This is a genomic window from Micrococcus sp. MS-ASIII-49 (assembly GCF_000946635.1).
GTDB lineage: Bacteria > Actinomycetota > Actinomycetes > Actinomycetales > Micrococcaceae > Micrococcus > Micrococcus luteus.
In genome coordinates, this window is the sequence record NZ_JXSP01000130.1 from 1 (window position 1) to 14202 (window position 14202).

Annotated in this window: 13 protein-coding genes; 4 read left to right on the forward strand and 9 right to left on the reverse strand. The window is 74.6% G+C overall.

The window, feature by feature from the left end:
• The 3 genes from dnaG to SJ20_RS09090 all read right to left on the reverse strand — a co-directional run.
• The coding region (dnaG, locus tag SJ20_RS09080) for a DNA primase (protein WP_044659683.1) at positions 1–1351 on the reverse strand (1351 nt) is incomplete at its 3' end.
• A 30-nt stretch (positions 1352–1381) separates the two neighbouring features.
• Positions 1382–1627 carry a hypothetical protein gene (locus tag SJ20_RS09085; RefSeq protein WP_044659704.1) on the reverse strand — a complete coding sequence of 82 codons (246 nt, stop codon included), beginning with the start codon at positions 1625–1627 and terminating at the stop codon, positions 1382–1384.
• A gap of 62 nt (positions 1628–1689) precedes the next feature.
• A complete protein-coding gene (locus SJ20_RS09090; protein WP_235281290.1) occupies positions 1690–2577 on the reverse strand; it encodes a bile acid:sodium symporter in 888 nt (295 codons plus the stop codon).
• A 92-nt stretch (positions 2578–2669) separates the two neighbouring features.
• Here SJ20_RS09090 and SJ20_RS09095 point away from each other — a divergent pair, with 92 nt between their 5' ends.
• Together SJ20_RS09095 and SJ20_RS09100 are read left to right on the forward strand one after the other, a co-directional pair.
• Entirely contained in the window at positions 2670–4253 is a 1584-nt protein-coding gene (locus tag SJ20_RS09095) for an anthranilate synthase component I family protein (protein ID WP_044659685.1), read from the forward strand.
• A gap of 111 nt (positions 4254–4364) precedes the next feature.
• Entirely contained in the window at positions 4365–5267 is a 903-nt protein-coding gene (locus tag SJ20_RS09100; RefSeq protein ID WP_044659686.1) for an NAD-dependent deacylase, read from the forward strand.
• Here the strand turns inward: SJ20_RS09100 and SJ20_RS09105 are convergent.
• The 3 genes from SJ20_RS09105 to SJ20_RS09115 all read right to left on the reverse strand — a co-directional run bounded on the left by SJ20_RS09105 (position 5194) and on the right by SJ20_RS09115 (position 8439).
• Positions 5194–6600 (reverse strand): deoxyguanosinetriphosphate triphosphohydrolase, encoded by a 1407-nt coding sequence (locus SJ20_RS09105; RefSeq protein WP_082067624.1) that lies wholly within the window; start codon positions 6598–6600, stop codon positions 5194–5196. The two genes, SJ20_RS09100 and SJ20_RS09105, sit on opposite strands and share 74 nt — an antisense overlap.
• Positions 6593–7903, reverse strand: a complete 1311-nt coding sequence (gene dusB / locus SJ20_RS09110) for a tRNA dihydrouridine synthase DusB (RefSeq protein WP_010079206.1) — start codon at positions 7901–7903, stop codon at positions 6593–6595. Before dusB ends, SJ20_RS09105 begins: the two co-directional genes overlap by 8 nt.
• Before the next feature lie 119 nt (positions 7904–8022).
• A complete protein-coding gene (locus SJ20_RS09115; RefSeq protein ID WP_010079207.1) occupies positions 8023–8439 on the reverse strand; it encodes an ankyrin repeat domain-containing protein in 417 nt (138 codons plus the stop codon).
• 139 nt (positions 8440–8578) lie between these two features.
• On the opposite strand from SJ20_RS09115, the gene SJ20_RS09120 reads away from it, so the two are divergent.
• Complete coding sequence (locus SJ20_RS09120) at positions 8579–9601, forward strand: LLM class flavin-dependent oxidoreductase (RefSeq protein WP_044659687.1); 1023 nt, start codon at positions 8579–8581, stop codon at positions 9599–9601.
• The gene (locus SJ20_RS09125; RefSeq protein WP_044659688.1) at positions 9598–10962 is read left to right on the forward strand and encodes an MFS transporter; all 1365 of its coding nucleotides are present in this window, start codon (positions 9598–9600) and stop codon (positions 10960–10962) included. Before SJ20_RS09120 ends, SJ20_RS09125 begins: the two co-directional genes overlap by 4 nt.
• Before the next feature lie 45 nt (positions 10963–11007).
• Here SJ20_RS09125 and SJ20_RS09130 read toward each other — a convergent pair whose 3' ends face one another.
• Genes SJ20_RS09130 through SJ20_RS09140 form a run of 3 tightly spaced genes read right to left on the reverse strand, consistent with a single transcriptional unit; the run spans position 11008 to position 14155 of the window.
• On the reverse strand, positions 11008–11643 hold the full coding sequence (locus SJ20_RS09130) for a cation transporter (protein ID WP_044659689.1): 636 nt from the start codon (positions 11641–11643) through the stop codon (positions 11008–11010).
• On the reverse strand, positions 11640–12776 hold the full coding sequence (locus tag SJ20_RS09135; protein ID WP_044659690.1) for a GNAT family N-acetyltransferase: 1137 nt from the start codon (positions 12774–12776) through the stop codon (positions 11640–11642). Before SJ20_RS09135 ends, SJ20_RS09130 begins: the two co-directional genes overlap by 4 nt.
• Positions 12773–14155: a glycine--tRNA ligase gene (locus tag SJ20_RS09140; RefSeq protein WP_044659691.1), complete on the reverse strand. Its 1383-nt coding sequence runs from the start codon at positions 14153–14155 to the stop codon at positions 12773–12775. The genes SJ20_RS09135 and SJ20_RS09140 overlap by 4 nt, the downstream gene beginning before the upstream one ends.
• Between the last annotated feature and the right edge of the window lie 47 nt (positions 14156–14202).

Below are 14202 nucleotides of genomic sequence, written 5' to 3' on the forward strand. Positions count from 1 at the left end.
CCTCGGGCTCGGGCCCCCGCCGCGGCGCGCGCCCGGCCGCGGCCACGGCGCGGTGCACGGCGTTCGGGTCCAGGCCGAGCCAGCCGGCCAGCTCCCGCTCGTAGCCGGGACGCAGGACGGCGTCCTTGATGCCCGCCACGATCGGTGCCGCGTGGCGCAGGGCCCCGGCGCGGCCCTCCACGGTGTCGAGGTCGTAGTCCTTGAGCCCGGCCCGGATCGCGAACTCGAAGAGCGGACGCCGCGAGGCGATGAGCGCGCGCACCGCCTCGTCGCCCTTCTGCATGCGCAGATCGCACGGGTCCATGCCGCTGGGCTCCACGGCCACGAACGTCTTGGCGAGGAACCGGTGGTCCTCGTCGAACGCCTTGAGGGCGGCCTTCTGCCCGGCCTCGTCGCCGTCGAAGGTGAAGATCACCTCGCCGCCCGTGCCGTCGTCGGAGATCAGGCGGCGGGCCACCTTGATGTGGTCCGCGCCGAACGCGGTGCCGCACGTGGCCACGGCCGTCCCGACGCCGGCCAGGTGGGCCGCCATCACGTCCGTGTAGCCCTCGACGAGCACCAGCTGACGCTCCTTGGCGATCGTCCGCTTGGCCAGGTCGATCCCGTAGAGCACCTGCGACTTCTTGTAGAGCGGCGTCTCGGGGGTGTTGAGGTACTTGGGCCCGGGGTCGTCGTCGTACAGCTTGCGCGCGCCGAAGCCGATGGTCGCGCCGGTCATGTCCCGGATGGGCCAGAGCAGGCGGCCGCGGAACCGGTCGTACAGGCCGCGCTGCCCCTCGGACACCAGCCCGGAGGCGCGCAGCTCCTCGTCCCGGAACCCCTTCTGCCGGAGGTGGTCCAGCAGATGCGACCACCCCTGCGGGGCATATCCGAGGCCGAACTGCGCCGCGTGCTCCTGCGTGAATCCGCGCTGGGTGAGGAAGTCGCGGGCGACCTGGGCCTCGGGCGAGCCGAGGGCCCGACGGAAGAACTCGTCCGCCACCTTGTTCGCCTCGAACAGGCGACGACGGCGCCCCGTCTCCGCCTTGTCCGGGCCGGTGCCGCCGTCCTCGTAGTGCAGCTCCACCCCCACGCGGGACGCCAGCCGCTCCACGGTCTCCGTGAACGTGGTGTGCTCCAACTCCATGAGGAAGCTGATGACGTCCCCGTGCGCGCCGCAGCCAAAGCAGTGGTAGGTGCCCACGCCGGGGCGCACGTGGAACGACGGCGTCCGCTCATCGTGGAACGGGCACAGCCCCTTGAATGAGCCCACGCCCGCCGAGCGCAGAGTGACGAACTCCTCCACGACGGCCTTCAGATCCGTGCGCTCGCGGACGAGGTCGATGTCCTTGCGCACGATCAGTCCAGCCATGCGGACCATTCTAGGGACGGGGCGGGGCGGTCAGCCCCGAGCGGAACCGGCCTCCGTGGACGGCTCGGCCTCCGCTGCGGCCTGTGCAGGACCGGTCCCCGCCGTGCGGGGCGCTTCGGTCCGCGCCGCGCCCGCTCCCTCGGACGCGGGGCGCCCGGTGGCGGGGTCGATCACGGGCAACGCGCCGGTGGCCGCCTCGACCAGCGGATGGAACAGCGCGGCCGAAGCCAGGCCACCGTGACGGCGGCGCGCCGAGGACACGAACGAGAGGCTCATGTCGCCCACCATAGCGACGCGCGACCGTGATTCCGGTCACGGGAAGGCAACGTTCTGGGCGGTCAGGTCACGGTTCGACCCGCGCCCGCCCCCGCGGACTGCCCGTGCAGCGGCAGCAGCCGGGGCACCAGGCGGACGAGGCTCACCATCGCCCCGAGCTCCACGAGCGTCTGCGTCACCACCACGAGCGGGGCCGGGTCCAGGCTCGCCGGCAGGGACAGCGCCAGCGGCAGTACGACCAGGGAGTTCCGCGTCGCGCCCGAGGACACGAGCGCTCGTCCTGCGGGCACATCGAGGCGCGCCCACCGCGCAGCCACCACACCGAGGGCCACCATCACGGCGGCGAACGCCACGAACAGGGGCACGACGGCGGCCAGCGCGGGCAGCTGCTCCCCCACCCCGCGGATCTGTGAGGCGACCACCGTGAACAGCGTGACGACCATGAGCGGGACCATCGCCACCGTGAACCCGCGCACCACCCCGGCCGCCGTGTCCCGCACCCCACCGCGGCCGCGCACCGCACCCCACTGGAGCAGCGCCGCGAGCGCGAGCGGCACCAGAATCAGCATGACCAGAGCACGGACGAAGGGCCCGACGTCGACCGCGGCCACCGCCGCCCCGCCCGCGAGTGCGGTGAACGCGATGACGTAGTCCACGCACGGGGCCAGCAGCACGAGGAGCACGCCCACGAGCAGCGCGTCGTCGTGGGCGACGAACCGGCTCAGCCCGAACACCACCGCCGGCACCACCACGAAGTTCAGGACCAGCAGTGCCCCGAGGAACCTGCCGTCCCGCAGGCCCGCGCCCAGCGCGGCGAACGGCACCGCCAGGAACGTCGCCAGCAGGAGCAGCGCGAGGACCGGCTCGACGAGCACCGCCCACGCGTCGGCCCCGGGCACGGCCCATCCGACGACGGCGCCCGCGGCGATCCCCGCGAGGTACAGCGCCACCTGGTGGCGTTCGAGCGCGGCGGGGCGGGGAGGAGGGCATGCCGCCAGCGTACGGAGCGATCCGGGCGGGGCTGGCCCCTACGCTGGGGGCCATGCCCACCGCCCCCGCACCGCCCGAGGCCGCCGCCACCCCGTTGCATGTGGCCGTGCGCACGCTCGACGCCGCGGCGCTCGCGGCGGCCGGGCACACGGCGGCGACCGCCGTGGCCGCGGTCTATGCGCACGCCGTCGTGCGCGGGGCCGCGTCGTTCTGGCTGGACTCGGCCCTGCCGGACCCGGCCGAGGCCCGCTGGTCCGTGGCGGGCGACGGCCTGGACGTGCTCGGCGAGGAGCAGGGCCGTGTGCCCTCCCCCGGACCGCGCCTGGTCCGGCACGACGACCCCGCCGATCCGGACCGCGCGTGGACGGACCTGGCGGCCGCGGCGGCGCCGCGCGCCGTCGTCGGGGGCGAGGGGCTGCCCCTGCGCGGCGGCCTGGTCGGCTGGTTGGGCTACGAGCTCGGCCTGGCGGATCTGGGGGTGACACCGCCCTCACCCCGAGCCGAGGACCTCGCGTCCCTGCCCGCGCAGTTCTGGGTGCGCCCGTCCCGCTATGTCGTGGCGGATCACGCGGCCGGGGTGCTGCACTGCTGCGTCGTCTCCCTCGCTCCGACCGCCGCGGAGGCCGGGGCCGACCGCTGGGCGGCGGACGTGCGCCGCGCCCTCGCCGCGGCCCGCCGCGCTCTCGAGACGGCGGCGGGCGACGTCGTCGTGCCCCCGCCGCGGGACGCCGGCCCGGGGCCGCGGGCCGGCGAGGAGGCGCCGGGCACGTGGCGCGAGGACCGGGCGGCGTACGCCGAACAGATCGCCCGCTGCCGCGCCGCGCTGCACGCCGGCGACTCCTACGAGCTGTGCCTGACCACCCGCTTCGACGCCGATCCCGGGCTGCGCGTGGACCCGCTGGTCCTCTTCCACGAGCTCGCCGCGCACCAGCCGGCCCCGTATGCGGCGCTGCTGGAGCACGGCACGGGTGCCCGCCGGTGGGCCGTGGTCTCGGCCTCACCGGAGCGGTTCCTCGCCGGCCGGGACGGGCGGTACAGCACCAAGCCGATCAAGGGCACCGCCGCCCGCCTGCCCGACCCGGTCGCGGACGCCGAGGCCGCCCGCGCGCTCGCCGCCGACCCCAAGACGCGCGCCGAGAACCTCATGATCGTGGACCTGCTGCGCAACGACCTCTCCCGGGTGTGCGAGCCCGGCTCCGTGCAGGTGCCCTCCCTCATGGCGGTGGAGAGCTACGCGAGCGTCCACCAGCTCGTCTCCACGGTCACGGGCACGGCACGGGCCGGCGTCGAGCCCGTGGACGTGGTGCGGTCGCTGTTCCCCGGCGGGTCGATGACGGGCGCGCCGAAGCGCCGCAGCGTCGAGCTGCTGGCCGCGTGGGAGGCCTCCCCGCGCGGGGTCTACTCCGGGGCGCTGGGGATGCTGAGCGCGGACGGGACGACGTCGTTGTCCGTCGTGATCCGCACGGCCGTGCTCGCCGGGGGCCGCTGGTCCGTGGGGGCCGGCGGGGCGATCGTCGCGGACTCTGACCCGGCCGCCGAGCACGACGAGGTCCTCCTCAAGGCCCGCGGCCTGCGCCGGGCCCTCGCCCGCGCCGCCGGCACGGGCCTGCCGACGACGGCGCCCGACATCGCCTGACCCCACCCTGTGGTTCGGGGGCGATATTCGGCGGTATTCCGACGGAATAACGCCGCAAACCGCCCCCGAACGAGGGGGCGCCCACCCGTGCCGCCTGCCTAGGCTGGGGGCATGATCGACCCGCGCCCCGCCCTCGCCGCCTCCACCCCCGGCCTCGACCCTGACGCGCTGGACGCCGTCCGCGCGCTCGTGGCCGCCGCCGAGCGTCCCGTGGTGCTCTCCGGGGCAGGGATGAGCGCCGAGTCCGGCATCCCCACGTTCCGCGACGCCCAGACCGGGCTGTGGGAGCGGTTCTCCGCGGAGGAGCTCGCCACGGAGGAGGCATTCCTCGCGGATCCCGCGCTCGTGTGGTCCTGGTACCGGTGGCGTGCCCGGATGGTGCGGGCCCGCCGACCAAATCCGGGGCACGACGCCGTCGCCGCCTGGCAGCGCCGCACGCCCGGCCTGGAGGTGGTCACCCAGAACGTGGACGACCTGCACGAACGCGCCGGCGCCCGGGTCCTCGCGCACCTGCACGGGTCCCTGTTCGAGCACCGCTGCGCCGACTGCGGGGCCCCCGCCGAGGTCGACCCGGGCGCGCCCGCGGACGAGGCGACGGCCGGCTCCGAGGCCGACCTCGAGGCGATGCTCCGTGCGGCACCGCCGGCCTGCACCGTGTGCGGGGACGGGCTGATCCGCCCGGGGATCGTGTGGTTCGGGGAGATGCTGCCGGCCGAGCCCTGGGACCGGGCGTTCGCCGCGCTCGAGGACTGCGACCTGTGCGTCGTCGTCGGCACCTCGGGCATCGTCCAGCCGGCGGCGTCCCTGCCGTTCGTGGCGCTGGGGGCCGGAGCCGCCGTCGTCGAGCTGAATCCGGTGGAGACCGAGCTGAGCGGCGCGGTCACGCACATCCTGCGGGGTCCCGCCGGCGCGGTGCTTCCCGCGCTGCTGGACCCGCCGGTCAGAGCCAGACGCGCCGGAACTCCGCGCCCTGCACCAGAGTGTGATGCCACTCGACGGCGGTCGAATCGGTGAGCGAGGCGATCTGGTCGATCACCACGCGCCGCCGGGCTGCGTCGTCGGGGGCCTGCGCCCAGTCGAACGCGAACATCGGCTCGAGGTACCGGTCCCCCGTCGCGTCGAGCAGCGTCACGAGCTCCGCGAGCACCTCGCGCTGCCGCGCGTAGAGCGGCTGGCGCTGCTCGGCGGTCATCACGTAGGCCGCCGCGATGCCCTTCATCACGGCGATCTCGGTCTCCGTCTCCTCGGGCACCACGACGTCGGCCCCGTGGCGGGTCAGCGGCTCGTTGCCGAACACCTGGCGCGTGGCGTCGAAGGCGGCGCTGCAGAACCGGCCGATCAGCTGGCTCGTCATGTCCTTCATCGCCGCCAGCGCCCGCCGGGAGCCGTCCATCTCGGAGACCCACACGTCGGTGGCCTCGAGGCGGGCCAGGGCCGCGTCGACCTCGGCCGGGTCCGTGTGCGGCAGGTACCACTGGCGGGTGGTCTCCACGACGCGCTCCCGGTGCTCCGGGATGGCCAGCCACTTGAGCTGGAACACGGCGTTGACCACGCCGTCCTCGACGTCGTGCACGGAGTAGGAGATGTCGTCCGCGAGGTCCATGACCTGGGCCTCCATGGACGTGCGCGTGCCGGGCACCCCGGCGCGGAACCAGCGGAACACGGGCAGGTCGTCCTCGTAGACGCCGAACTTGCGCGAGCGCGTGCCGTCGGGGCGCAGCGGGGCGTCCTCACGGGTCCACGGGTACTTGCATGCGGCGTCGAGGGCGGCGCGCGTGAGGTTCAGGCCCGCGGAGGAGCCGTCCGCGAAGAGCTTCTTCTGCTCGAGGCGGGCCAGCAGGCGCAGGGTCTGGGCGTTGCCCTCGAAGCCGCCGACGTCCTCGCTGAGCGCGTCGAGCGCCTTCTCCCCGTTGTGCCCGAAGGGCGGGTGGCCGAGGTCGTGGGACAGGCAGGCGGTGTCCACGAGGTCGGGGTCGCAGCCCAGCGACCGGCCGAGCTCACGCCCCACCTGCGCCACCTCGAGCGAGTGCGTCAGGCGGGTGCGGGCGAAGTCGTCCGCGTCCGGGGCGACCACCTGGGTCTTGGCCCCCAGCCGGCGCAGGCCCGCGGAGTGCAGCACGCGGGCACGATCCCGCTCGAAGTCCGAGCGGTACGAGGACTTGGGCGGCTCGGGCAGCCACCGCTCCCGGTCCCACGGCGTGTAGCCGGGGGTCTGCACGGCGCGGCCGGCATACGGGGGCCGGCCCTCCGGGCCGAACAGCACCGGCTGGTGGGCGGCGCCGGTCCAGGGCGACGACGGCGCGGCGGGCGTTCCGGCGGCGGGCTCCGGCGGCGTGGGCTCAGCCACCGGAGACGTCCAGCTCGGCGGCCTGGATCATGGCCTGCTGCTCGGCGTTGAGCTCGCGGGAGTCCAGCCAGCCGTCCGGCAGGTGCGGGCGCTTGGGGGCGCCGGCCCGGCCGCGGGGGCCCTCGGCGGCCTCGCCCGGGTAGGGCTGGTCCCGGTCCACGCGGGCGAGGATCTCGCGCAGCGTGGCCAGGTCCGGGACGGTCGCCAGGGCGGTGCGGATCTCCGAGCCCACGGGGTAGCCCTTGAAGTACCAGGCCACGTGCTTGCGGATGTCCCGCAGCGCCTTCGTCTCGTCGCCGCCGAAGGTGTCCACGAGCAGCTCGGCGTGGCGGTACAGCGTGTCCGCGACCATGCCCAGGGTCGGGTGGAACCGGTCCTGGCGGCCCTCGAACGCGGCCTGCAGGTCCCCGAACAGCCAGGGCCTTCCCTGGCAGCCGCGGCCGATCACGACGCCGTCCACGCCCGTGCGCTCGACCATCGCGATGGCGTCCTCCGCGGACCAGATGTCGCCGTTGCCGAGCACGGGGATGTCCGGCAGGGCCTCGCGCAGCCGGGCGATGTCGTCCCACACGGCGGTGCCCGAGTAGAACTGGCGGGTGGTGCGGCCGTGGAGGGCGACGGCGGCGACGCCGAGGTCGCGGGCCGTGCGGCCGGCGTCGAGGAAGGTCAGGTGGTCCTCGTCGATGCCGCGGCGCATCTTCACGGTCACCGGGATGTCCTTCTTGGCCGCCTCGGTGACGGCGGCCTTCACGATCGAGGCGAACAGCTCCGACTTCCACGGCAGGGCCGAGCCGCCGCCGCGGCGGGTCACCTTGGGCACGGGGCAGCCGAAGTTCATGTCGATGTGGTCGCAGCGGTCCTCCTCGACCAGCATCCGCACCGCCGCGCCGGTGGTGACCGGGTCCACGGAGTAGAGCTGCACGGAGCGGGGCACCTCGTCCGGGTCGTGCTGGATGATCCGCATCGACTCGGGCTTCCGCTCGACCAGCGCGCGGGCCGTGACCATCTCGTTGACGTAGAGGCCGCCACCGTACTCGCGGCACAGGCGGCGGAACGCCGTGTTGGTGATGCCGGCCATCGGGGCGAGCACCACGGGGACGTCGATGGTCAGCGGTCCCAGCCGCAGCGGGGGCAGGGTCAGGCGGTCCGTCGTCGGGGCGGGGTGGCGGGCCTCGTGGAGCTGATCGTCGTCGGTGATGCGTCGACCCGCGCCGGCGGACTTGGCGTAGTGCGGGGCGTGAGGGTCGGCGACGTCGTCGCCGTCGGCCGCCGCCGCGGCGGGGAGGGTGTGGGAAGAAGTCATGTCGGATCCCATTCTTCCATTCCGCCCGGCACCCGCGTCACCGTGCCCCACGACGCGGCCCGCTGGGAGGCGATCGCCGAGGCGCCCCGCCGGGACGGGCAGACCGTCCTCCCGGCGGGTCAGGCCTCCGACGCCGGCGCCGCGTCCCCGCCGTCGAGCACCGCCAGCAGGTCAGCACCGGCGAACATCTGAGCGGTCTGACGCGCCGAGGGGGTGCCCGCGTCCGGGTCCGCCCCGGCCGCGAGCAGATGCCGCATCGAGGCGACATCCCGTTTGAACGTGGCGCAGGTCAGGGCGCGCTGGCCGCGATCGTTGGCGTGCTCGATCTCGGCGCCGGCCTCGATGAGCATCGCCACGGTGTCCGGGTGCTCGTGGTAGGCGGCGAGGGTGAGGAACGAGTCGCCCGTGTGGTTGCGCAGGCGCGTGCTCACCCCGGCGTCCAGGTACGCCTTCAGCTGGGCCGTGTCCCCGTCACGCGCCATGTCGAAGAGCCGGTTCGCCAGCTCGATGTCCTTCTCGCTCCACTGCTCACTCATGCCCGCCAGTATGGCGGACGCCGCGGCGATCGACCGCTCCGCAGCGACATCTCCGCGGGTCTGCCCGCAGGTGATGTCGCCGGCCGGCGGTCAGACGAGCACCGGGAACAGCCCCGCCCGCCCCGCGGTTGCACCCGGCATGACCCGCAAGCACCTCGGCTTCCTCAACTTCGGCCACTGGATCCACCGTCCCGGCGCCGAACCGGACGCGCGGCAGGCCCTCGACGACGTCGTCGCCATGGCCGTGGCCGCCGAGGACGCCGGACTCGACGGCGCCTGGCTGCGCGTCCACCACTTCCAGCGGATGTTCTCCTCGCCGTTCCCGATCCTCGCCGCGATGGCCGCCCGCACCGAGCGGATCAGCCTCGGCACGGGCGTGATCGACCTGCGCTACGAGAACCCCCTGTACATGGCCGAGGCCGCGGCCACCACGGACCTCATCTCCGGCGGCCGGCTCGAGCTCGGCGTCTCCCGCGGCTCACCCGAGGCCGCCCTCGACGGCCAGGCGCAGTTCGGCTACACCCTCGCCGAGGGGCAGACCTGGGCCGACGTGACCCGCGAGCGCGGACGCCGGTTCCTCTCCGCCGTGCGCGGTGAGGGGATCGCGGCGCCGGACCTGACCTCCGGCTGGGCGCACAGCTCGCAGCCGCTGCGGATCGAGCCGCACTCCCCCGGGCTCGCGGACCGGATCTGGTGGGGGTCGGGGTCCACGCCGTCGGCGGTCGAGGCGGGGCGGGACGGCTACAACATGCTCTCCTCCACCCTGCTCCTGCAGGACGACGGCCGCCCCTTCCACGTCCAGCAGGCCGACCAGATCGCCCGCTACCGGGAGGCCTTCGCCGCGGCCGGCCACGCCGGTCCGGGCCGCACGGCGGTCACGCGCTCCGCGTTCGTCATCCAGGACCGGGAGGACGAGCTGTACTTCGGCCGCGAGCGGGCCTCGCGCGACTCCTCCGGCATGCTCGAGGGCGGCGCCGCCCGCTCCGGCCCGACCTACGCCGGGTCCGCCGAGGAGGTGGCGGAGAAGCTCGCCGCCGACGACGCCGTCGCCGCCGCCGACTGGGTCCTGTTCGCCAACCCCAACCAGCTCGGGGTCGAGTACAACGCGAAGATCTTCGCCGGCTGGGCGGAGGTCTGGCGCCTGCTCGGCTGGGATGCATGAGCGAGGCCGCGCCGCACGTCCCGGCCGCCGACGACGGCTTCGCCCGAGCCCGTCGCGCGCGCTGGGCCGTCACCGCCGCCTTCGCGACGAACGGCGCCCTGCTCGGCGCGCTCATCCCGCACTACCCGGAGGCGAAGGCCGCGTTCGGACTGGACCCGGCCGGGTTCGGCCTGCTCGTCATCGCGCTCGCCGTGGGCGGCACGCTCGCCGGGCCCCTGCCCGCGCCGATCCTGCGCCGGTTCGGCGCCCGCCGCGTCATGCTCGCCGGCAGCGTGGCCATCGCCCTGCTGACGACGGCGGCCGGTCTCGTCCTCGACGTCGCCGGGGCGGGCACGGGGGCCGGGCGCGGTGCGGGCACGGCCGCGGCCTGGCCACTGTGGGTCTTCGCGGGCCTCGTCCTGGCCTCGGGCGTGCTCGACGCCGTCGTGGACACCGCCCAGAACGCGCAGGGCCTGCAGGTGCAGACCCGGCTGGCCCGGCCCGTGCTCACGACCATGCACGCCGGCTGGAGCCTCGGAGCGGCCGCCGGCGCCGGGCTCGGTGCGGCGGTCATCACCGTAGGCGGCCCCGCGGCCCTGCACCTGGGGCTCAACGGCGCCGTGTGCGTCGCGGTGCTGCTGGGGGTCCGGCGCCTGTTCCTGGCGGAGGCTCCCGCGGACTCGGCGTCCGCCCGCGGCGCCTCGGAGGACTCACCCGCGCCGTCGGAGACGTCCGCACCGCCCGCCCCAGCGGCCCGGGCCCTGCTCCGCCGTGCCGCCGTGGCCGCGCTCCTCCCCGCCGTGGTGATCGCGATGGCCGGCTTCGGCGTGGAGGAGTTCGGCAACGCGTGGGCCACCCTGTTCCTGATCACCGAGCGCAGCCTGGACCCCGCCGCGGCGGTGCTCGGCGCGTCGACCCTGCTGGGCGCGCAGTTCATCGGACGCCTCGCGGGCGACCGCACCCTCGCCGCCCTGGGACGACGCGGGGCGCTGACGGCGGGGCTGGGCGCCGTCGTCGTGGGGCTGGGGCTGGCCCTGGCGCCGCTGCCCGAGTCGGTGGCCGTGCCTGCCGCGTTCGCGGGGCTGGCGCTGGCGGGGCTGGGCTGCGCCGTGGTGGTGCCCGTGGCCTATGCGCTCGGCGACGAGGCGCCCGGGCTCCGGCCGCAGACCGGGCTGGCGGTGACGAGCTGGTGCATGCGGCTGGCCGGGGTCGGGCTCAGCCCGGCGGTCGGGGCGCTGGCCGGCGCCGTCGGTCTGACACCGGCGCTGACGGTGTTCCTGGGCCTGGCCGTCGTCGGGGCGGTGCTGGCCGCCCGGCTGCCCGCCGCCCCGCAGAGTGGTCACGACACGCCGTCTCGCCAGGGTGCACGCGGCGTGTCGTGACCACTCTGTGCTGGGGCCCCGGGCACGGGGCACAGCAGGAACCGCTCAGTCGTCGTCGACCTCGCCGGCGAGGGCCTGGGCCGCCAGGTGCTCCTCGGTCGCGGCCTCCCAGATCTCCTTGGCGGCGGAGCCGTTGAGCAGCACGAGAAGCACGCCCACGATGATGTCCGCCCAGCCCGACGCCGTCAGCACCGTGATCCCGGACAGGGCGATCAGCACGACGCCGGCCACGAGGTCGTTGCGCGCCGCGAGCCAGGCCGCCCGGGTGAGGGAGCCGCCGTCGACGCGGACGCGGGCCAGCAGGACCACGCACACGATGTTCACGAGGAGCGAGCCGACGGCCGCCCCCAGCAGCACGCCCGCGGCCGGCGGCTCGGGGTCGCCGATCTTCGTGGCCGCCATGACGAGCGCCGCCACGGCCGGCAGCACGATGATCCCGGCCATGACCTTGCCGATGACCGCCTGCCGGGCCGCCGTCCACCCGAGCGCCACGAAGATCAGCAGGTTGACGGCGAAGTCCTCGAAGAAGTCGACGGAGCCCGCCACGAGGGCCACCGAGCCGATCCCCACCGCCAGGATGATCTCGACCACCAGGTAGGCGCCGTTGAGCAGGGCCACCGCCAGGACGGTGCCCCGCAGGGTGCGGGTGCGCCGGCGGTCCGCTACGGCCGCCCGGTTCACGCGCCCGGCGCGTCGTCCACGAACACGTACGTGTCCACCAGCGTCCGCGCCGCGTTGCCGCCGATGAGCCCGTCCACGATCCGCTCCAGCGGGGCCATCGCCTCGTCCACCTCGATCTGCACGGGGTACTGGGCCACGAGCAGGGCGAGCAGGTCGGCCACGGCCTGCAGCGCGTCCTCCTCCCCCAGCTCCGGATCCCAGCCCACGAGCACATCGGCCGGCGCGTCCTGGCGCTCCGGGGTGTAGGACACCGCGAACGCGCGGATGCGCCCGCCCTCGGCCTTCGGCGCGTCGCGGAGCACGACGGCGCCCGCGGCCCCGGTGGCCGGGCCCAGCAGCAGCTGCTGGGCGGCCCCGACGCTCAGGGTCGACGGGTCCCACGCGTGCACGGCGTCATAGAACGCGGCGACCGCCTGCGTCAGCTCGACGGAGCCGGTCGAGGCCTCCTCGAGGACCACGCCGTCCGGGTGCTCCTCCCCGCGCACATCCGGCAGGCCGATGGCCCCCGGGGCGATCGCGACGCGGCGGGAGCGCTGCACGGGGGTGAAGCCCTGGGCCACGAGGAACGCCTCGGTGCCGGCGGCCAGTGCGGCGGTCTGGGACCGCACGGCGTCCGTGTCCACGGGCGGGCGGCCCGTCGCACCGTCGGCCTCGGTCTGCGGGTCGGCGCAGGCCACGCCGGGCACCAGGGCGTCCTTGGCGAATCGGGCCTTCAGCGCGGTCGTCGGGATGGCGCCGGCGGCGTGCGCCTCCGCGGCGAGCCCGCGCAGGGCCGCCACGAGCGCCCGGCCGATGCCCCGGCGCCGCTCGGCGGCCGCGGTCTCGACGTACAGCCACAGCCGCCGCGGGTGCACGGACGAGGCGTAGACGACGCCGGCCGCCACCGGCACGCCGGCGTCCTCGGCCACGAGCGCGCGGCGCCAGGGCCGTTCCGCGTCCTCGGCGAGCATCGCCCGGTCCTGGTGCTGCTGCGCGTTGGCCGGGTCGCCCCACACCTCGAGCAGGGCCAGGTCGTCCCCGGGCCGCCAGGGACGCAGCACGATCTCCCCGTCGGCGACCGCGGCGGAGTCGAACAGCGCGCCGCCGTCGTCATGCCCCGCGGCCCCGGCCGCTCCCGTCACGTCCCCGCTCACTTGACCAGGCGCTCCAGCAGGTAGGACTTCACCTGGGACAGCGCCACGCGCTCCTGGGCCATGGTGTCCCGCTCGCGGATGGTCACGGCCTGGTCCTCGAGGGTGTCGAAGTCCACGGTGATGCAGAACGGGGTGCCGATCTCGTCCTGGCGGCGGTAGCGACGGCCGATCGCGCCGGAGTCGTCCGTCTCGATGTTCCACAGGCCGCGCAGCTCCGCGGCGAGGGACTGGGTGGCCGGCTGCAGCTCGGGCTTCTTGGACAGCGGGAGCACGGCGGCCTTGACCGGGGCCAGGCGCGGGTCCAGCTTGAGCACGGTGCGCACGTCCACCCCGCCCTTGGCGTTCGGGGCCTCGTCCTCGGCATAGGCGTCCACGAGGAACGCCATCATGGCGCGGGTCAGGCCGAAGGACGGCTCGATCACGTACGGGGTGTAGTGCTCGTTGTTGGCCTGGTCGAAGTACTGCATCTTGGTGCCCGAGTGCTCGGTGTGCCGGCCCAGGTCGTAGTCGGTGCGGTTCGCGATGCCCATCAGCTCGCCCCAGCCGTCGCCGCCGGTGAAGCCGAAGTCGTACTCGAGGTCGATCGTGGCGTCCGAGTAGTGCGCCCGCTCGTCCGCGGGGACGTCGAACTTGCGCAGGTGCGCGGGGTCGATGCCGAGGTCGATGAACCAGTCCCAGCAGTCCTCGACCCAGCGGTCGAAGTGCTGGCCCGCCTCGGCCGGCGGCACGAAGTACTCGATCTCCATCTGCTCGAACTCACGGGTGCGGAAGATGAAGTTGCCCGGGGTGATCTCGTTGCGGAACGCCTTGCCGATCTGGCCGATGCCGAACGGCGGCTTCTTCCGGGCCGCGCCCAGCACGTTGAGGAAGTTCACGAAGATGCCCTGCGCCGTCTCCGGGCGCATGTAGTGCAGGCCCTCCTCGTTGTCCACGGGGCCGAGGTAGGTCTTGACCAGGCCCGAGAACAGCTGCGGCTCGGTCCAGGCGCCCTGGGTGCCGCAGTCCGGGCACACGATCTCGGCCATGCCCTCGGCCGGCCGGCCCTTCTTGGCCTCGAACGCCTCGAGCAGGTGGTCCTGGCGGTGGCGCCTGTGGCACTGGGTGCACTCCACGAGCGGGTCGGTGAAGGTCTCGACGTGGCCGGAGGCCTCCCACACCGCGCGCGGCAGGATGATGGAGGAGTCCAGGCCCACCATGTCCTCGCGGGAGCGCACGAAGGTCTTCCACCATTCCGCCTTGATGTTCTCCTTCAGCTCCACACCCAGGGGCCCGTAGTCCCACGCGGAGCGCGAACCGCCGTAGATCTCACCGGCCTGGAACACGAAGCCTCGGCGCTTGGCGAGGTTGATGACGTTGTCCAGCGGGGACTTGGCAGCCATGGGGGCATCACTTCCGTACTCATCGGCGGGGCGGGAGGGGATCACGA

What these genes read in the sequence shown, in the direction of transcription:
- SJ20_RS09140 (WP_044659691.1), bottom strand. Translation starts at nt 14,155, where the DNA reads ATGGCTGCCAAGTCCCCGCTGGACAACGTCATCAACCTCGCCAAGCGC.
- SJ20_RS09125 (WP_044659688.1), top strand. Translation starts at nt 9,598, where the DNA reads ATGAGCGAGGCCGCGCCGCACGTCCCGGCCGCCGACGACGGCTTCGCC.
- SJ20_RS09120 (WP_044659687.1), top strand. Translation starts at nt 8,579, where the DNA reads ATGACCCGCAAGCACCTCGGCTTCCTCAACTTCGGCCACTGGATCCAC.
- SJ20_RS09085 (WP_044659704.1), bottom strand. Translation starts at nt 1,627, where the DNA reads ATGAGCCTCTCGTTCGTGTCCTCGGCGCGCCGCCGTCACGGTGGCCTG.
- SJ20_RS09115 (WP_010079207.1), bottom strand. Translation starts at nt 8,439, where the DNA reads ATGAGTGAGCAGTGGAGCGAGAAGGACATCGAGCTGGCGAACCGGCTC.
- SJ20_RS09100 (WP_044659686.1), top strand. Translation starts at nt 4,365, where the DNA reads ATGATCGACCCGCGCCCCGCCCTCGCCGCCTCCACCCCCGGCCTCGAC.
- SJ20_RS09095 (WP_044659685.1), top strand. Translation starts at nt 2,670, where the DNA reads ATGCCCACCGCCCCCGCACCGCCCGAGGCCGCCGCCACCCCGTTGCAT.
- dusB (WP_010079206.1), bottom strand. Translation starts at nt 7,903, where the DNA reads ATGACTTCTTCCCACACCCTCCCCGCCGCGGCGGCGGCCGACGGCGAC.